The organism is Neisseria sp. HMSC070H10, from assembly GCF_001837635.1.
GTDB lineage: Bacteria > Pseudomonadota > Gammaproteobacteria > Burkholderiales > Neisseriaceae > Neisseria > Neisseria subflava_A.
The window spans coordinates 271,091-287,785 of sequence record NZ_KV833376.1; the positions used below are offsets into that span (position 1 = coordinate 271,091).

Sequence of the window (16,695 nt, forward strand, 5' to 3'; positions counted from 1 at the left end):
CGTCTGAAAAAACAAACAAGGACACACTCATGCTCAAACCCGACATCATTCAAATCCCCGGCCCGGCCGGTTTGCTGGAAACCATCTACCTGCCAAGCACACAAGAGTCCGCCCGCGGCGTCGCCGTCATCAACCACCCCAATCCCCTGCAAGGCGGCACCAACACCAACAAAGTCATCCAAACCGCCGCCAAAGCCTTATCGCAACTCGGTTTTCACTGCTATCTGCCAAACCTGCGTGGCGTAGGCAACAGCGAAGGTGAACACGACTACGGCCGCGGCGAAACACAAGACTGCATTGCCGTTATCGACTACGCCCGCGCGCAACATCCAGACGCACCGCAATTCGCCCTGGCCGGCTTCTCATTCGGCGGCTACGTTTCCACCTTTGCCGCCCAAGAACGCACGCCTGATTTGCTGTTGCTGATGGGTGCAGCCGTCCATCACTACAAAGACCGCCTGGAACCATCCGACGTTCCCGATGTCGCCAAAACATTGATGATCCATGGTGCGGAAGACGAAGTCGTCGAAATCAACAAAGCCCTGACATGGGCAGAACCCCAAGGCCTGCCGGTTGTGACTATTGCCGGCTCGTCCCATTTCTTCCACGGCAAACTTATCGTTTTACGCGACACGATTACACGGTTTGCACCAGCCTTATTAGGTTAAAATCCGGCTACAAAATAAAACAAGGCCGTCTGAAAGCTTTTTCAGACGGCCTTGTTCGTATCTTAACATATCAATTCTGAGTCAACCAATACTGCAAACCAATCAAAGTCTTACCATCTTTGATTTCATCGTTTGCCAATGCAGTGCGCACCTCTTCCTTGCTCATCAAGACAGTTTCAGTAATTTCATCTTCATCATTGCTCAACTCGCTGCCCAAACGCACGCCTTGCGCTTGGTAGAGATACATTTTCTCATCACAAAAACCGACTGCCGTGTAAAAGCTGTACAACAATTTAACACTGTCGGCAACGTATGGCGTTTCTTCCGCCAACTCACGCAAAGCGCATTCGGCAGGATCTTCGCCTGCAATATCCAATTTACCCGCCGGCAATTCCAACGTCGCCTGATCCGCAGCATAACGCCATTGGCGAACCAAAACAACTTTGCCGTCTTCCGTTTCCGCCAACACACACGCAGCACCCGGATGTCGGATCACAACCCTTTGGCTTTCATTGCCGTTGGGCAGGCGCACCCGATCGCGACTAATGGTAACAAAAGAACCTTCGTAGATTGGCTCGCTGCTTAATTTAGTTTCTTTCAAATCCATTTTTTTACCTCATTTCCAAATTATTGAATATTAAAGGCCGTCTGAAATCCTTTTTCAGACGGCATAGACAAGCCTCATTCCCGAGCACGTTCAATTTCAATACCAACCTGCGCCACATCAGGCAAGATGCCCGGTTTCACAATACGGACGCGCACTTTGGCCGCACCAAAATCATTTAAAATCAATTGGGCGATATGTTCCGCCAACGTTTCCAGCAGTAAAAAATCCTGTTCGGCAAGGTTACGGCGTACGACTTCACATACTTCGCCATAATGGATGGTGTCGCCGATATCGTCGCTTGTGCCCGTACGCTCGGGAACACTGATTTCCAAATCCAAAATCAAAGTCTGTTTACGCTCGCGTTCCCAATCATATACGCCGATTAAAGTATCGGCTTTCATGCCGTACAAAAAGATTTTATCCATTTGCCTGTCCGTTTTTTTGATAGAATAACCGTTCCCATTTTAAGTAAAGCACCCAAAATGTTCAATGTACTCGCCATTATTGCCGCCTATCTTATCGGCTCCCTGTCTTTTGCCGTCATCGTATCAAAATATTACGGCATGGACGATCCGCGCACTTACGGCTCCGGCAACCCCGGTGCCACCAACGTCTTGCGCAGCGGTAAGAAAAAAGCAGCCGCATTAACTTTGCTCGGCGATGCAGTAAAAGGCTTGGTTGCTGTCATCTTGGCGCGCTGTCTGCAAAATGCTTTAGATTTGTCGGATGCAACAATAGCCCTGGTCGCCATTGCAGCATTGGTCGGCCATATGTGGCCAATATTTTTCAATTTTAAAGGCGGCAAAGGCGTAGCCACCGCATTGGGCGTCTTGCTCGCCCTCTCCCCTGCAACCGCCCTGCTCTGCGCCTTGATTTGGCTGGTTATGGCGTTCGGTTTCAAAGTTTCCTCCCTCGCCGCACTGGTCGCCACCGTCTGCGCACCCATCTTCGCCTTCTTCATGATGCCGCACGCCTCTTGGGCATGGGCAACCGTATTCATTGCAGCATTGGTGTTGTACCGCCATAAAAGCAATATTCAAAACCTGCTTCAAGGCAAAGAAAGCAAAATCGGGGATAAAGCCGGAAAATCTTAAAAGTGTAGATACAATCAATAAAAGGCCGTCTGAAGTCTATTTTTCAGACAGCCTTAATAGCTTTTATTCATATATAATCATTCAATCTTAATATACTCTACCGACAAAATCTCTATAACCTCCTGCCCTTCCGGCGTATTCAAGACAACTTCGTCGCCTTCGCGCGCTTTAATCAGGCTGCGTGCCAAAGGGGAAATCCATGAGATTTTGTTTTTAGCGGTATCGATTTCATCTACGCCGACGATTTTGACGGTTTGTTCTCGACCGTCTCCGCGCAGTAAGCCAACGGTTGCGCCGAAGAAAACCTGGTCCGTGGCTTCGCGCGCTTCAGGGTCGACGACAACGGCTGCTTCCAAGCGTTTGGTTAAGAAGCGGATACGGCGGTCGATTTCGCGCATACGGCGTTTACCGTAAAGATAGTCGCCATTTTCGCTGCGGTCGCCATTGCTTGCCGCCCAGTTAACGATTTGGACGATTTCCGGGCGTTCTTTGTTGACCAGATGATACAGTTCGTCTTTCAATGCCTGCCAACCGGTAGGTGTGATGTAATTTTTGGTTTCGGTACTCATGATGTGTCTAAAACATAATTAAAGGCCGTCTGAACGTTAATTTTCAGACGGCCTTTATTGTAAGTCAATTTACTTTATTCTTCATCATCGCTATCGCTGATACTGATGCTGTGTTCCATTTTGCTTGGATGAACTTTCAAGCCGCCACAACCTGATTTTTCGGTAGAGAGACGGTTCAGATATGCTTCATCGATATCGCCGGTTTGATAAACACCGTTAAAGCATGAAGAATCAAAGGATTCGATTTTTGGATTGAGTGCTTTGACTACTGCTTCCAAATCTTCTAAGTTTTGGAAGACGATGCCGTCTGCGCCAATCTCGGTTGCGATTTCTGCTGCGCTGCGGCCGTTTGCAATCAGTTCTTCACGGGTCGGCATATCGATACCGTACACATTCGGATAGCGTACTTCAGGAGCGGCAGAAGCAATGTAGACTTTGCGTGCACCTGCCGCGCGTACCATTTCGACGATTTCACGGCTGGTCGTACCGCGTACAATGGAATCATCCACCAATAAAACGCTTTTGCCGTTAAACTCGGTTTCCATCGGGCTGAGTTTTTGGCGTACTGATTTTTTGCGTGTTGCTTGGCCAGGCATAATAAAGGTGCGGCCAATGTAGCGGTTTTTAATCAGACCTTCGCGGTAAGGTTTTTCGAGATGAACGGCAAGCTCCATCGCGCTGGGTCGGCTGGTATCGGGAATCGGCATCACGACATCGATATCATCGACAGGCAGCTCGCGTTTGATTTTTTCTGCCAAAGATACACCCATATCCATACGGGACTGATAAACGGAAACGCCATCGATGACGGAGTCCGGTCGGGCAAAATAAACATATTCAAAAAGACAAGGGCTTAATTTGGCTTTATCGCTGCATTGACGGGAAATAATCGTGCCGTCAAAACCAATAAATACAGCTTCGCCCGGCTGGATATCGCGTTCCAAATCATAGGCAAGCGCATTGAAAGCAACGGATTCGGAGGCAACAGCATAAGATTTTTTGCCGGATTCGTCAATTTGCGAACCCAAAACCAACGGACGGATACCGAAAGGATCCCGGAAAGCCAGCATGCCGTATCCTGCAATCATGGCTACTACGCCGTATGCGCCGCGCACCAAGCGGTGTACTTCGGAAACGGCGTTGAAAATATTGTCGATGGTAAGTTGATAAGGGGCTGTATTTTTAGAGACTTCGCGGCGTAATTCGTGTGCGAATACATTGAGTAGGACTTCAGAATCGGAGCTGGTATTAACGTGGCGCAGGTGTTTGTTGCATACGTTTTCATAGAGCTCTTCGGTATTAGTCAGATTACCATTGTGTGCCAAAACAATGCCGAATGGGGAGCTGACATAAAACGGCTGAGCCTCTGCGCTGCTGCCCGCATTGCCTGCAGTCGGATAGCGGACATGTGCAATGCCTGCATTACCGACCAAGTCGCGCATATTGCGGGTACGGAACACTTCGCGCACCATGCCTTTGCCCTTGTGCATATGAAATATATTGCCTTCGGCAGTAACAATACCTGCTGCGTCCTGACCACGGTGTTGCAACATCTGCAAACCATCATACAACATCTGATTGACCGGCTCATGACTGACCAAACCTAATACACCACACATATCGTGCTTCTCCGAGTTTGAAGATTAAATGGGTAAGCTGTCATTATAAAATAATTTAGATGAGTTTGCTCGAATTGTTGACAATATGATGTCAAATTTACGCAAATAAAAACGGATTCAGACGACCCATAGGCCGTCTGAATCCGTCAAATTCAATCATCCAATTCTTCAACTTCAGCTGCTTTACCCGAAAGATGCGGCATTGCGGTATCTTTCCCTGGCAGATAAGGCATCGCAGCATCAGCAAGTGATTCAAAATACGGAATTGTGTGCGAACTTTGCCACTCTTCCGTTTTCGGCAAATCAGTGTGTGAAAAAACCATCACTGCCAGTGTCACCAAAATCACACCTTTCACTGCACCGAATACGCCGCCAAGCAAACGGTTGATGCTTCCCAAACCAACGGCAGACATCAAACTGCTCAACAGCGATCGTGCCAGTTTCTGCAACAGCCATGCCAGAAAAAACACAGCGGCAAAACCCATGGCAACCGCCAAAGAATGCGACTCAACCGATTTAAAGACCACATCGGCAAACGGAACGGCAAGCGTTCTGGCTGCAATAAACGATACCACCCACGCCACCATCGCCCCTGCTTCAGCAATAATACCCCGTGTCAACGAGATAATGATGCAGATGACGATGACGGTGGTCGCCAACAAATCGGCAACAGGCAAATTACTCACTGGTCACCTGACCTGCAATGCCATGTACACGCAATTTGTTCAAATCGCGCTCTGCATCGCGTGCATTTTTATAACTGGCTGATTTCACGCGATACACCTTACCTTTATCGGTCATCACTTCAGTAATGGTCGAGTCGATACCTGCGGCTTTCATTTTACGTTGCAGGCTTTGCGCACGTTCTTTTTCAGCATAACCAGCCTGAATGGCAGCTTTTTTCGCAGGCTTGGCTTCTGCTGTTTCTTTTTCAGCTTTAGGCTTGGCTTTTTCAGACGGCTTCTCGGCAGTTTTTACCTTATCGGCTTTTTCTGCTTTGGCCGTTTCCGGTTTAGCCTTTTCATTTTTTGGTTTTTCAACTTTGGCTTCTGCTTTCTTAGCAGGCTCGGCCTTGTCTTTTACGCTGTCTTTGCTGTTTTTGGCAGATTTACGCTCAGCAATGGCTTTCTCTGCTTTTTCCAATTGTGCCAATTTATTGCGTTCGGCAGCCGCTTCACGCTCTGCTTTTTCAGCACGCGCTTGAAGTGCACGTTTTTTAGCAGCCAATGCGTTTTCTTTTTCATCCGCTTCCTGTTGGGCTTGTGCCTTGCGTGCCGCAGCACGTTGTTCTGCCTGGCGTTGGCGGCGTTCTTCGGCTCGGCGCTCCGCAGCTTCGCGTTTGGCGGCCTCAGCTCGTTGAATACGCTCAGACTCTTCCAAACCTTTAATATTGCCGTCATCCAAAGTATCATTAATCAAAACCAACGGCTCGCCGACATCTTCGGGAGCAGACTCACGGTTTGGCTTCAATACTTCAACCGGCGCATTGTCTTCTTCGTCGCCGGCATTTTGAGGTTTACTTTGCGCTTCGGCATCCGCATGGCGGGCTGCTTCTTCAGCCATCGCAACATCCTCTTTATTCGGCTCTAAAACAACAGCCTTGCTCGGCTCGTCAGCCGTTTTGACTTGGCTCTGACCGACAGGCGCTTCTTTAAACGGTGAATTTTTATCGTCGCCGGAAGTCAGCGCCAGACCGAACAGCATACCCGATGCCACCACCAAGCCGGAGGCCAAGACCAAGCGACGGCGGTTGCGACGTTTCAGTCGTTCGTAACCGTCTAAATCGTATCCGTTTGGAGTTTCTTTTTGTTTATTGTCGGACATGATAATTTCCTCGTTAGTGTTCTTTCAAAACAGCCATTACATCGGCAACAGTATGGAATGAGCCGAAAACGACGATTCTATCATTTTCGGTTGCTTTAGCCAAAGCAGCGCGGTAGGCTGCAGCGACAGTTTCAAAAACATTTACATTGTCGATACCGTGTTCAGCTAGTTTAGCCTGCAAAGCCTCCACCGTCATGCTGCGCGGCACATCTAAAGGCGCAATATTCCATTCGTCAAACTGATCTTTAACGATTTCCAGCACGCCATCAATATCTTTGTCGGACAACATACTGAATACGGCGGTACGTTTTTGTGCAAAGGCAAGGTTAATCAGGCTGCGGCGCAAAGCACGTGCTGCGTGCGGATTGTGGCCGACATCCAAAACCACCAGCGGACGGCCGGGCAAAACTTGGAAACGTCCAGGATTCTCAACCAACAGCAAACCGCGTTTAATCGCGCCGATGTCAACGGGCAGCTGATTATTCAAACACTCCAACACCGTCAATGCACACGCGGCATTGGACAACTGATAGGCACCGCGCAAAGCAGGAAACGGCAAGGAATTGCGGTTACGGCTTTGGCCGTCTGAAGATTGCGGATGGAAGCGGTAGTTCCACTGTACGCTTTCCATTGACGTAAAATCAAAATCTCGCTGAACCATCAACAGTTTTGCGCCAATTTCTTCTGCGTGTTTGACCAATGATTCAGGTGCAGGATTCTGACCACACACGGCAGGTTTGCCGCTACGGAACACTCCGGCTTTTTCAAAACCGACCTGCTCAACGGTATCGCCCAAAAATGCCTGATGATCCAAATCCACGCTGGTAACGACCGAACAGTCGCCATCGAATACATTCACGGCATCCAATCGTCCGCCCAAACCAACTTCCAAAATCATTACGTCCACATTTTCACGCATGAAAATATCGACGGCAGCCAAAGCATTAAACTCAAAATACGTCAGCGAAATTTCGCCTCGCGCCGCTTCGATGCGCTCAAATGAGGAAACAATCAGTTCATCTGAAACCGGCTGAGTGTTGATGGCGATTCGTTCGTTGTAACGCAGAAGGTGCGGACTGGTCAGCGTACCGACTTTAAAACCGGCTTCTTTATAAATATGCGACAAATAGGCGCATACGGAACCCTTGCCATTGGTACCCGCCACCACGACGACAGGACATTGTGGCACCAAATTCATGCGTTTTTTCACTTCTCCCACGCGTTCCAAACCCATATCGATAAGGCCGGAACTATGGGCAGTCTCCAAATGAGAAAGCCAGTCTTGTAATGTTTTCATTGTATTTATCGCTTCAAAAGGCCGTCTGAAACAGCCGTTTAATCCATATCTGCCGCAAGTTCTGCTTTGTCTTCTTTTTCCCGGCACCAGCGCGCCCATACTTTCAGACGACGGTAGGCATCACGGTCGGCCATATCGGGCAAGATGCAGTGTTTAACCATTTTTCCGTCAACATTCCATTGCAAAAACAAAGCATAAACCGTCAACATACTGCTGTCTTGCAAAACCGCGCTTCTTCCCTCTTCCTCGTCATTCAAGTAAACCGTCGCACGGTATTGGCGGTCGATGATGATTTTTCTGACCGCATTTTGAGTCTGAAAATTAACGCTGCGCCAAGCATAGGCAAAACTGCCGGCCAATGCCGCCAAACCCAGCCACATCATCCAACCGTAAAACTCGGCAAGGCATAAGGCAACCGCCGAAAGGTGTAAGAAGACAATCAGAATTTTCAAAGAACGCGAGGGCTTTAAGGCCGTCTGAAAACTGCGCACGGCTTTACATCATATTGTCGAAAACAGGCGTAATGTTCAATTCCGCCTCTTCCATATCCAAAACCATATCGTGGATTTCGGTATCGAAAAATTCCCAAAAAGCCTTCAAACTCATGTCTTGCGGCCATTTGCTTTTATCGATGTCCCAGCCGGCCAACTCGGCTTCAAAAATCTGCTGGTAGCGTTCGTCAAAATAAGAAATGACGGATTCGGGTTCGTCAAATTGCGGTACAAGGAATACAGAGCAGTTGGTGCGCAGTTGCTCGACGGTCAGGTCAGGCATATTTTCATCGGCGGATTTCAGCCATTCCAAAAAACGGGCGGTCGGCTTCAGCACAACAGCAGTACGGTCAACAAAATACATTATTTTCAACTTTCAAAATCATTCAAACCGATCATGCCGTCTGAAATTTCAGACGGCCTGAGTTTAATGTGTCATCACCTGTTGCAGGAATTGTTTGGCACGCTCGTGTTTCGGATTGGTAAAAAATTCTTCCGGCGTTTCGTCTTCCAGAATCTGGCCTTTATCGACAAAAATCACACGGTTGGCAACTTCGCGCGCAAAACCCATTTCATGGGTCACACACATCATGGTCATGCCACTTTCCGCCAAGTCTTTCATCACTTTCAATACTTCACCGACCATTTCAGGGTCAAGCGCGGAAGTCGGCTCGTCAAACAACATCACGCGCGGCTCCATCGCCAAACCGCGTGCAATCGCCACACGCTGCTGCTGACCGCCGGAAAGCTGACCGGGCAGCGCGTCTTTTTTATACGCCAAGCCGACACGTTCCAAAAGCTCCATCGCTTTCTTTTCCGCCTCTTCACGGCTTTGGTTTTTCACTTTCATCGGAGAAAGAATAATATTTTCCAAGACAGTCAAATGCGGATACAGATTGAACCCTTGGAACACAAAGCCCACTTCTTCACGCACTTTGTTCAAATCAGTTTTCGGATCGGCAACATTGATGCCGTCCACCCAAATCTCGCCGCTTTCAATGCGCTCGAGTTGGTTTACCGTACGAATCAACGTCGATTTGCCACTGCCTGAAGGACCGCATACAACGACCACTTCGCCTTGCTTGACTTCCAGATTCACGCCGTTGATAACGTGCAAATCTTTAAAATGTTTGTGTACATTTTTGAATTTAATCATTATTTCTTTCCAAACTGCCAAAATTTTCGGGGCTTAAGTTGCGCTTGCCGCTGCCAAAGCAAAGGAATGGCAGTTTCCAGCCAAAAGCGGCAGCTGACTATGCCGTCGGAGGTTCCACCTTGATTGTACCGATTGACTTTAAATTGCTCTTCCCTATCGAGACGATGCCCGGTCAATACCCAAACTGCGCCGATAATTGCCGCTTCAAAACGGTGCCGCTCAGGCGGCATATCCTTACCGGAAAAATACTGCGCCAACTTGCGCCACAAATATGAATCACCCAGTCCCCCCTTTGAATAAGAGGTTGCTTAAAAATTGCCATCACTGTTTCAGACGGCCTTTTGAACCAGATAATTGCTCAATGCCACATATTTTTCAGCGGCAATGTGTTCTGCCCTGTCCTGCGGATTGATACCGACTGCCTGCAAATCATCATCGCCTGCAAGTTCCTTCAAATTATTGCGTATGGTTTTGCGGCGTTGATGGAAAGCCAGTTTCACCAGTTTGGCAAAATGTTCAAAATCTTCCGCTTTACCGATGCGGTGTTTCACCGGAATCATGCGAACGACGGCCGAATCTACTTTTGGCGCAGGATCAAAGGATTCAGGCGGTACTTCAATCAACATTTCCATATCGAAGAAATATTGCAGCATCACGCCCAGACGGCCATAGTCGTTGGTTTTCGGCTGCGCCACCATGCGTTCGACCACTTCTTTTTGCAGCATAAAGTGCATATCGATCACATCGTCTGCCACTTCGCTCAATCGGAACAAAAGCGGCGTGGAAATATTGTACGGCAGGTTGCCGACAATTTTTTTCTTGCCTTCAATGCTGTTGAAATCAAACTGCAATACATCGCCTTCGTGTATCACCAATTTGTCTGCAAACGGTAGGGTTTTCAGACGACGTACGATGTCGCGGTCGATTTCGCAAACATGCAGGCAGTTGAGTTTTTTCGCCAAAGGCTCGGTAATGGCGGCCAAGCCCGGGCCGATTTCAATCACGATATCATCGGGCTGCGGTCTGACCGCGTTGACAATATCGCTAATAATCCGCGTATCCTGCAAAAAATTCTGCCCGAAGCGTTTCCGGGCCTTATGTTCTTTCATATCTTTCTTCAAGCAAGCTGTTTAAGGCAGTATTGTAACTGAAACAGGCGTTTTTGTCGGCACGCTTTCAGACGGCATTTGCCTAATTTTAAGCAAACGGTGGCGCTTCCAAACCCAAAGATTTCAGTAGTTGCGCGGTCTCATAAACCGGCAAACCCATCACGCCGGTAAAACTGCCCTGCAAATGCTCGACAAATACGCCGCCCAAGCCCTGAATCCCATACGCACCGGCTTTGTCCATCGGCTCGCCGCTGGCAACATAGGCTGCAATCTCCTCAGCCGTCAACGTTTTAAAGCGCACTTCGCTCGTCTGCACCACATCATGGCGCACGCCTTGCCAGTAAACGCATACAGCCGTCAATACTTGATGCGTCCGTCCGGACAAGCGTTCCAGCATATCGACCGCATCCGCTTCGGATTCCGGTTTACCCAAAATAGCCGCACCATCCGCCACCGTCGTATCCGCCGTCAATACAGCAAACTCAGGCTCTTGATCATGAGCAATAAACCATTGCGCTACTGCTACCTGATTTTTCTCGCAGGCCATACGGCGCACATACTCTACTGCGGCTTCGCTTTCTTTGGGGGTTTCATCAATATCCGCAGGAAGGCGACGTACCGTGAAACCCAAATTCTCCAAAATCTCACGACGACGCGGACTGCCCGAAGCCAGATAAATTGCGTTCATTGTATTGGTTTTCCTTATTTTGACATTTTATGCTGACCGGACAGTCGGACATAATGCGCGGACGAATACGTCAAAAATTCCTTTTCCTCATCAGTCAGCGGACGCACTTGTTTCACAGGCGAGCCGACGTATAAAAAACCGCTTTCCAAACGTTTGCGCGGCGGCACCAAACTGCCCGCGCCTATCATCACATCATCTTCGACAACCGTATCATCCAAAATAATCGAACCCATGCCCACCAACACACGATTCCCAATTCGGCAGCCATGCAGCATGACCTTATGCCCAATCGTCACATCATCGCCGATAATCAAAGGCGAACCGTCAGGCTTCGCCGCATTCTTATGCGATACATGCAAAACACTGCCGTCCTGCACATTGCTGCGTTTGCCGATAGAAATACTGTTCACATCGCCGCGCAATACGGCATAAGGCCAAATCGATACATCTTCCGCCAGCGACACTTCGCCAATCACTACCGAAGTCTCATCTACAAAACAAGACTCATCAACCGACGGCACATAATCCAAAAACGCACGAATAGGGTTTGCCATTTCCAATAATCCTTTTCTCAAAACCAAAACTGATCGGGCCGTCTGAAAACACGGCGTAAAACGATTTTATACTACAACAATACGAAATCAAGCCAGAAAATCATCAAAAGGCCGTCTGAAATAGTTTTCAGACGGCCTTTCATCATAAACCCTTTATCTTGGCTTACGACTATTTATCATTAGCGCCCCAGCTATATTTTATGGAATAATCGCCTTCATTTGATTCTTGGAGAAGCCGATGAACACACGTTCAGGAAATTATGCAGCGCCCCTGCTCGTCGTCGGCTGCGTCGTCTTCGGCTTGGGCAGTTTGATCGTCAAATTTGTCGATGTCGGCTCTTACGCCATCGCATTCTGGCGCTTGCTGATCGCCGCCCCTATATTCTCCCTGCTCGGGCGTTTTTTCAGACAAAAAATGCCCACAAAAAGAAAAACAGTTGGCTACGCAATCTTATCCGGCGTTTTCCTCGCATTCGACCTTGCCCTTTGGCACGAAAGCATTCACGCCGTAGGCCCCGGCATTTCAACCTTGCTCAACAGCCTGCAGATTTTCTTTTTAGCCGCCATCGGCTTCTTCTTTTATTCAGAACGTTTAAGCACCCTGCAAATTTTAAGTTTGATATTGGCCACCATAGGCGTAGCCTTAATCGGCAGCCCAGAGTTCGGTCATAACGACAATGCCGCATGGGGATTTGTCAGCGGCGTAGTATCCGGTGCCATGCTGGCCCTGTCTATGGTTTTCGTACGCAAAACCCATGAGCAGGAAAAAGTCGGTTTGTTTCCGCTGATGATGATTTTAAGCTTCGGCGGCGCAATGGCGCTGGTCATCCCATCGCTGCTATTCGATGCCGCCCATCTTTACCCCAAAACTTTAAACGATGTGATTCTAGTCTCCATCTACGGCATCGTCATGCAATGCTTTGCTTGGGCATTGATTGCTTACGCCATCCCGCTTTTATCCTTATCACTGACCGGCCTACTACTGCTCTCCGAACCAGTCGCCGCCATGTTGATCGATTATTTCTGGCTGGATAAACCGATTAACATCATCCAATGGAGCGGCGCCACTTTGACTTTATTGGCGATTTATTTAGGTTCGTTAAAAGACAAAAAATAGATACAAAAAAGGCCGTCTGAAAAATTTCAGACGGCCTTTTAATCTGTTTATTGCTTATTTGATACTGGTACCGATACGACTGAGTTCGCCAAAGTTCATCCAAACGAAGAAGGCTTTACCGACGATCAGTTTGTCATCGACAAATCCCCAATAACGGGAGTCGGCGCTGTTGTCGCGGTTATCGCCCATCGCGAAATAACGGCTTTCAGGAACTTTACAGATAAAGCCATTGCCGTCTTCTGCGTATTCGCAATTTTCCAAACCGCTTGTTTCAAGCGAGTAATTGCTTTCAGGCATCACTTCGGAAGTATATTTGTTCAATACGGCAATAGATACGGAAGGCTGACCGGCCTCTTTGATAACATCAAAGTTTTTGCCGTTCAAGGCCGTCTGAAAACGCTCAAGCGTATGAATCATAGACGGATCGGTATCATCTGCGTATTGATAATTGCCGTTTGGTTTTTCGGGAATAATTTCACCGTTAACAGTCAAAACCTTATCACGATATTCCACAACATCACCCGGAATACCGACGATACGTTTGATGTAATTCATCTCAGGCTGAAGTGGGTAATTGAACACCACGACATCGCCTCGGGCAATATTGCCGACAGGGATAATGACCTTATTCAAAATCGGCAGGCGGATACCGTAAGAAAATTTGTTTACCAAGATAAAATCGCCTTTGACCAAGCCCGGACGCATGGAACTGGACGGAATTTGGAACGGCTCAGCAATAAAGCTGCGCAATACAAAGATAACCAAGATGATAGGAAAAAAGCCGCCCATGTAGTCGGTAAAATGTGCATTGTCTTCGCCGGTTTCGCTTTTTTTCAGACGGCCTTTATGGATTGCCCAAACAATACCGGTGAACACGACAAACACCAGCAATACGGCGGTAAAGCTCATAAATTCGGACAAAATGCCGAATACGCCGACCATGCACAAGAGATAACTCCATTGCAAGCCGGAGCTCCATTCGCCGTTTTCCTGACGCTCTTTGCTGCTTTTGAAGTTGAGGACCAAGCCGGCCAGCAGTACAACGATTGCGCCTAAAGTCAGATTTATACTCATTATTTATCACTCACTTGCAGAATCGCCAAGAATGCGCTTTGCGGGATTTCCACATTGCCCACTTGTTTCATGCGGCGCTTACCTGCTTTTTGTTTTTCAAGAAGTTTTTTCTTACGCGTAATATCGCCGCCGTAACATTTCGCCAAAACGTTTTTACGCAGGGCTTTGACGTTTTCGCGGGCGATAATCTGGCTGCCGATGGCGGCTTGGACGGCGATGTCGAACATTTGGCGCGGAATCAGTTCGCGCATTTTTGATGCCAGCTCTCGACCGCGGTGAACGGCGCTTTGACGGTGCACAATCAGGCTCAAGGCATCGACTTTTTCGCCGTTGACCATAATGTCGAGCTTAATCAAATCAGACGGTTGGAACTCTTTGAAATGGTAGTCCAACGAAGCATAACCGCGCGAAGTCGATTTAAGCTTGTCAAAGAAATCCATTACGACTTCGTTCATCGGCAAATCATAAGTCAGCATGACTTGACGGCCCATGTATTGCATATTGACCTGAACACCACGCTTTTGGTTACACAAAGTCATGACGTTGCCGACATACTCCTGCGGCACAAGAATGGTCGCAGTGATAATCGGCTCAAGAATAGTTTCGATGGTGCTGATTTCAGGCAGTTTGGACGGGTTTTCAACTTCGATTTTCTCGCCGTTTTTCAACACGACTTCATAAACCACCGTTGGCGCAGTGGTAATCAAGTCCATGTCGAACTCGCGCTCCAAACGTTCCTGCACGATTTCCAAATGCAACAGACCCAAGAAGCCGCAACGGAAACCGAAGCCCAATGCTTGGGAAACCTCAGGCTCAAATTTCAACGAAGCATCGTTCAGCTGCAATTTTTCCAAAGCGTCACGCAAGGCTTCGTAGTCGTGGCTTTCCACAGGATAGAGGCCCGCAAATACTTGGCTTTGTACTTCTTGGAAGCCGGGCAGCGGCTCAGAGGCAGGGTTGGCAACCAAAGTCACCGTATCGCCGACTTTCGCCTGACCCAATTCTTTTACGCCGGTAATCAAAAAGCCTACTTCGCCGGCTTTGAGTTCTTGTTTTTGAACCGATTTCGGCGTGAATACACCCAGCTGCTCAACCTGAGTTTCCGCCTTAGTGCTCATAAAGCGCACTTTGTCTTTCAGCTTGATGGTGCCATTTTTCACACGAATCAACATAACTACGCCGACGTAATTGTCAAACCACGAATCGACAATAACCGCTTGCAACGGCGCATTTTCATCACCAGTCGGCGCAGGGATTTTGGCAACGATCTCTTCCAAAACATCTTCCACACCAATGCCGCTTTTTGCAGAACATTGCACCGCACCAACGGCATCAATGCCGATGATGTCTTCAATTTCCTGCTCCACGCGATCGGGTTCTGCTGCAGGTAAGTCGATTTTGTTCAAAACAGGCACAACTTCCACGCCCAAATCAATCGCGGTATAGCAGTTCGCCACGGTTTGCGCTTCTACACCTTGAGACGCATCGACCACCAAAAGCGCACCTTCGCAAGCCGACAGCGAACGGGATACTTCGTAAGAGAAGTCGACGTGTCCCGGAGTATCAATCAGGTTGAGCTGATACACCTGCCCATCGCGTGCTTTATAGTTGAGCGCGGCGGTTTGCGCTTTAATGGTAATGCCGCGCTCTTTTTCGATGTCCATGGAATCGAGCACCTGCGTACTCATTTCGCGCAAATCCAAACCGCCACAGTATTGGATAAAACGGTCAGCAAGCGTAGATTTGCCGTGGTCGATGTGGGCAATAATGGAGAAATTCCGTATGTTTTTCATATTGTTATTAAGATAAATGCAATTAAAGGCTGAAAGGCCGTCTGAAAAAACAGGGATTCGGTTTTCAGACGGCCTTAGAATAAGGTTGAATCGTTCCGTATTCTAACGGAAATTCAACGCTTTTGCATGATTTTATAGCGATTTGACAATCTCGGTCACCATCTTCGCCGAGCTGACGGCAGCCGTTTTCAAAAACTCTTCAAAGCTAATGTCCGCTTTCTCATCTGCCGAATCGGATACGGCACGAATAATCACAAACGGCACTTCCAACTGGTGACAGGTTTGCGCAATCGCCGCAGCTTCCATTTCAACTGCTTTTACGTCAGGAAAATGACTGCGAATTTCCGCAACACCTTCGCTGCTGTGTACAAAACGGTCGCCACTGACAATCAGGCCTTGCGTTACGGCCGCACCTTCAAACACTTGCGCTGCCTTTTCTGCTTGACGAATCAGGTTTGAATCCGATACAAACACAGCAGGAAGTTGCGGTACTTGTCCCCAAACATAACCAAAAGCCGTTACGTCAACATCATGATGCGCCACAGTTTCGCCGATAACCACATCGCCAACCTTCAGACCTTTACCCAAACCGCCTGCACTGCCGGTATTGATGACGCAATCCGGTGCAAACTGATGAATGACCCAAGAAGTAGAAACCGCTGCATTGACCTTACCGATACCACTCAAAACCAATACCATGCGTTTTCCAGTCAATTCGCCTTCATATGCCGAGAATTTACCGAAGGACACATGCTTGACATTGGCCATACTTTCACGCAAAAGCTCGATTTCCTGTTCCATTGCGCCGACCACGGCAATTGTTTGTACTGACATCTCGTTACCTTTCCATTCACTAATCGAGCAACATTATAACAGCAGAATTTAAAATCACAGGGATACTGAAAAATCTGCTATATTCCCAACACGACACTCAATTTAAAACAGATTGCCGCTCTAGCGGGCAAAACAGCAAATAATGATTGCTTCTGTTATAATTATTCTCAATAAAATAACTCTATTTTAAATATCTAAATT

Annotated in this window: 20 protein-coding genes; 3 read left to right on the top strand and 17 right to left on the bottom strand. The window is 48.1% G+C overall.

Annotated elements, in window-relative coordinates; translation table 11 throughout:
* Positions 1 to 29 precede the first annotated feature (29 nt).
* Complete coding sequence (locus HMPREF2606_RS07205) at positions 30 to 668, top strand: alpha/beta hydrolase (RefSeq protein ID WP_070712554.1); 639 nt, start codon at positions 30 to 32, stop codon at positions 666 to 668.
* Positions 669 to 738: 70 nt separating this feature from the next.
* On the opposite strand, the gene HMPREF2606_RS07210 is transcribed toward HMPREF2606_RS07205, so the two are convergent.
* Both HMPREF2606_RS07210 and folB read right to left on the bottom strand, forming a co-directional pair.
* Positions 739 to 1,275, bottom strand: a complete 537-nt coding sequence (locus HMPREF2606_RS07210; protein WP_070712552.1) for an NUDIX hydrolase — start codon at positions 1,273 to 1,275, stop codon at positions 739 to 741.
* 74 nt (positions 1,276 to 1,349) lie between these two features.
* Positions 1,350 to 1,700, bottom strand: coding sequence for a dihydroneopterin aldolase (folB, locus tag HMPREF2606_RS07215; protein WP_070712550.1), 351 nt, complete (start codon positions 1,698 to 1,700; stop codon positions 1,350 to 1,352).
* A gap of 57 nt (positions 1,701 to 1,757) precedes the next feature.
* Here folB and plsY point away from each other — a divergent pair, with 57 nt between their 5' ends.
* On the top strand, positions 1,758 to 2,369 hold the full coding sequence (gene plsY / locus HMPREF2606_RS07220) for a glycerol-3-phosphate 1-O-acyltransferase PlsY (protein WP_070712548.1): 612 nt from the start codon (positions 1,758 to 1,760) through the stop codon (positions 2,367 to 2,369).
* Between the two features lie 77 nt (positions 2,370 to 2,446).
* Here plsY and greB read toward each other — a convergent pair whose 3' ends face one another.
* From greB to HMPREF2606_RS07280, 12 genes are all read right to left on the bottom strand, one after another.
* Positions 2,447 to 2,938 (bottom strand): transcription elongation factor GreB, encoded by a 492-nt coding sequence (gene greB / locus HMPREF2606_RS07225; RefSeq protein ID WP_070712546.1) that lies wholly within the window; start codon positions 2,936 to 2,938, stop codon positions 2,447 to 2,449.
* A 74-nt stretch (positions 2,939 to 3,012) separates the two neighbouring features.
* Positions 3,013 to 4,557, bottom strand: a complete 1,545-nt coding sequence (gene purF / locus HMPREF2606_RS07230) for an amidophosphoribosyltransferase (protein ID WP_070584150.1) — start codon at positions 4,555 to 4,557, stop codon at positions 3,013 to 3,015.
* A gap of 152 nt (positions 4,558 to 4,709) precedes the next feature.
* Positions 4,710 to 5,243, bottom strand: coding sequence for a CvpA family protein (locus HMPREF2606_RS07235; protein ID WP_070459894.1), 534 nt, complete (start codon positions 5,241 to 5,243; stop codon positions 4,710 to 4,712).
* On the bottom strand, positions 5,236 to 6,381 hold the full coding sequence (gene ftsN / locus HMPREF2606_RS07240; protein WP_070712544.1) for a cell division protein FtsN: 1,146 nt from the start codon (positions 6,379 to 6,381) through the stop codon (positions 5,236 to 5,238). The genes HMPREF2606_RS07235 and ftsN overlap by 8 nt, the downstream gene beginning before the upstream one ends.
* A 13-nt stretch (positions 6,382 to 6,394) precedes the next feature.
* Positions 6,395 to 7,678 carry a bifunctional tetrahydrofolate synthase/dihydrofolate synthase gene (folC, locus tag HMPREF2606_RS07245; protein ID WP_070712542.1) on the bottom strand — a complete coding sequence of 428 codons (1,284 nt, stop codon included), beginning with the start codon at positions 7,676 to 7,678 and terminating at the stop codon, positions 6,395 to 6,397.
* A gap of 38 nt (positions 7,679 to 7,716) precedes the next feature.
* Entirely contained in the window at positions 7,717 to 8,169 is a 453-nt protein-coding gene (locus HMPREF2606_RS07250) for a protein YgfX (RefSeq protein ID WP_070712540.1), read from the bottom strand.
* Positions 8,170 to 8,173: 4 nt separating this feature from the next.
* The gene (locus HMPREF2606_RS07255) at positions 8,174 to 8,533 is read right to left on the bottom strand and encodes a hypothetical protein (RefSeq protein ID WP_003747228.1); all 360 of its coding nucleotides are present in this window, start codon (positions 8,531 to 8,533) and stop codon (positions 8,174 to 8,176) included.
* A 63-nt stretch (positions 8,534 to 8,596) separates the two neighbouring features.
* Complete coding sequence (locus HMPREF2606_RS07260; protein ID WP_070712538.1) at positions 8,597 to 9,325, bottom strand: amino acid ABC transporter ATP-binding protein; 729 nt, start codon at positions 9,323 to 9,325, stop codon at positions 8,597 to 8,599.
* Positions 9,325 to 9,594: a hypothetical protein gene (locus HMPREF2606_RS07265; RefSeq protein ID WP_070843472.1), complete on the bottom strand. Its 270-nt coding sequence runs from the start codon at positions 9,592 to 9,594 to the stop codon at positions 9,325 to 9,327. Before HMPREF2606_RS07265 ends, HMPREF2606_RS07260 begins: the two co-directional genes overlap by 1 nt.
* Before the next feature lie 60 nt (positions 9,595 to 9,654).
* Entirely contained in the window at positions 9,655 to 10,434 is a 780-nt protein-coding gene (gene rsmA / locus HMPREF2606_RS07270) for a 16S rRNA (adenine(1518)-N(6)/adenine(1519)-N(6))-dimethyltransferase RsmA (protein WP_070712535.1), read from the bottom strand.
* An 88-nt stretch (positions 10,435 to 10,522) separates the two neighbouring features.
* On the bottom strand, positions 10,523 to 11,122 hold the full coding sequence (locus tag HMPREF2606_RS07275) for a Maf family protein (RefSeq protein ID WP_070712532.1): 600 nt from the start codon (positions 11,120 to 11,122) through the stop codon (positions 10,523 to 10,525).
* 14 nt (positions 11,123 to 11,136) lie between these two features.
* Entirely contained in the window at positions 11,137 to 11,676 is a 540-nt protein-coding gene (locus tag HMPREF2606_RS07280; RefSeq protein ID WP_070712530.1) for a gamma carbonic anhydrase family protein, read from the bottom strand.
* Between the two features lie 238 nt (positions 11,677 to 11,914).
* Here HMPREF2606_RS07280 and HMPREF2606_RS07285 point away from each other — a divergent pair, with 238 nt between their 5' ends.
* Positions 11,915 to 12,793, top strand: coding sequence for a DMT family transporter (locus tag HMPREF2606_RS07285; RefSeq protein WP_070712527.1), 879 nt, complete (start codon positions 11,915 to 11,917; stop codon positions 12,791 to 12,793).
* A 54-nt stretch (positions 12,794 to 12,847) separates the two neighbouring features.
* On the opposite strand, the gene lepB is transcribed toward HMPREF2606_RS07285, so the two are convergent.
* From lepB to HMPREF2606_RS07300, 3 genes are all read right to left on the bottom strand, one after another.
* On the bottom strand, positions 12,848 to 13,867 hold the full coding sequence (gene lepB, locus HMPREF2606_RS07290; RefSeq protein ID WP_070843473.1) for a signal peptidase I: 1,020 nt from the start codon (positions 13,865 to 13,867) through the stop codon (positions 12,848 to 12,850).
* The gene (gene lepA, locus HMPREF2606_RS07295) at positions 13,867 to 15,660 is read right to left on the bottom strand and encodes a translation elongation factor 4 (RefSeq protein WP_049336500.1); all 1,794 of its coding nucleotides are present in this window, start codon (positions 15,658 to 15,660) and stop codon (positions 13,867 to 13,869) included. Before lepA ends, lepB begins: the two co-directional genes overlap by 1 nt.
* 132 nt (positions 15,661 to 15,792) lie before the next feature.
* Positions 15,793 to 16,494: a 5'-methylthioadenosine/adenosylhomocysteine nucleosidase gene (locus HMPREF2606_RS07300; protein WP_049336499.1), complete on the bottom strand. Its 702-nt coding sequence runs from the start codon at positions 16,492 to 16,494 to the stop codon at positions 15,793 to 15,795.
* Positions 16,495 to 16,695 lie beyond the last annotated feature (201 nt).

Excerpts from the sequence above, each read along its gene's own strand:
- HMPREF2606_RS07205 (WP_070712554.1), top strand. The coding sequence starts at position 30 with ATGCTCAAACCCGACATCATTCAAATCCCCGGCCCGGCCGGTTTGCTG.
- HMPREF2606_RS07210 (WP_070712552.1), bottom strand. The coding sequence starts at position 1,275 with ATGGATTTGAAAGAAACTAAATTAAGCAGCGAGCCAATCTACGAAGGT.
- folB (WP_070712550.1), bottom strand. The coding sequence starts at position 1,700 with ATGGATAAAATCTTTTTGTACGGCATGAAAGCCGATACTTTAATCGGC.
- plsY (WP_070712548.1), top strand. The coding sequence starts at position 1,758 with ATGTTCAATGTACTCGCCATTATTGCCGCCTATCTTATCGGCTCCCTG.
- greB (WP_070712546.1), bottom strand. The coding sequence starts at position 2,938 with ATGAGTACCGAAACCAAAAATTACATCACACCTACCGGTTGGCAGGCA.
- purF (WP_070584150.1), bottom strand. The coding sequence starts at position 4,557 with ATGTGTGGTGTATTAGGTTTGGTCAGTCATGAGCCGGTCAATCAGATG.
- ftsN (WP_070712544.1), bottom strand. The coding sequence starts at position 6,381 with ATGTCCGACAATAAACAAAAAGAAACTCCAAACGGATACGATTTAGAC.
- folC (WP_070712542.1), bottom strand. The coding sequence starts at position 7,678 with ATGAAAACATTACAAGACTGGCTTTCTCATTTGGAGACTGCCCATAGT.
- HMPREF2606_RS07255 (WP_003747228.1), bottom strand. The coding sequence starts at position 8,533 with ATGTATTTTGTTGACCGTACTGCTGTTGTGCTGAAGCCGACCGCCCGT.
- HMPREF2606_RS07260 (WP_070712538.1), bottom strand. The coding sequence starts at position 9,325 with ATGATTAAATTCAAAAATGTACACAAACATTTTAAAGATTTGCACGTT.
- rsmA (WP_070712535.1), bottom strand. The coding sequence starts at position 10,434 with ATGAAAGAACATAAGGCCCGGAAACGCTTCGGGCAGAATTTTTTGCAG.
- HMPREF2606_RS07275 (WP_070712532.1), bottom strand. The coding sequence starts at position 11,122 with ATGAACGCAATTTATCTGGCTTCGGGCAGTCCGCGTCGTCGTGAGATT.
- HMPREF2606_RS07280 (WP_070712530.1), bottom strand. The coding sequence starts at position 11,676 with ATGGCAAACCCTATTCGTGCGTTTTTGGATTATGTGCCGTCGGTTGAT.
- HMPREF2606_RS07285 (WP_070712527.1), top strand. The coding sequence starts at position 11,915 with ATGAACACACGTTCAGGAAATTATGCAGCGCCCCTGCTCGTCGTCGGC.
- lepB (WP_070843473.1), bottom strand. The coding sequence starts at position 13,867 with ATGAGTATAAATCTGACTTTAGGCGCAATCGTTGTACTGCTGGCCGGC.
- lepA (WP_049336500.1), bottom strand. The coding sequence starts at position 15,660 with ATGAAAAACATACGGAATTTCTCCATTATTGCCCACATCGACCACGGC.
- HMPREF2606_RS07300 (WP_049336499.1), bottom strand. The coding sequence starts at position 16,494 with ATGTCAGTACAAACAATTGCCGTGGTCGGCGCAATGGAACAGGAAATC.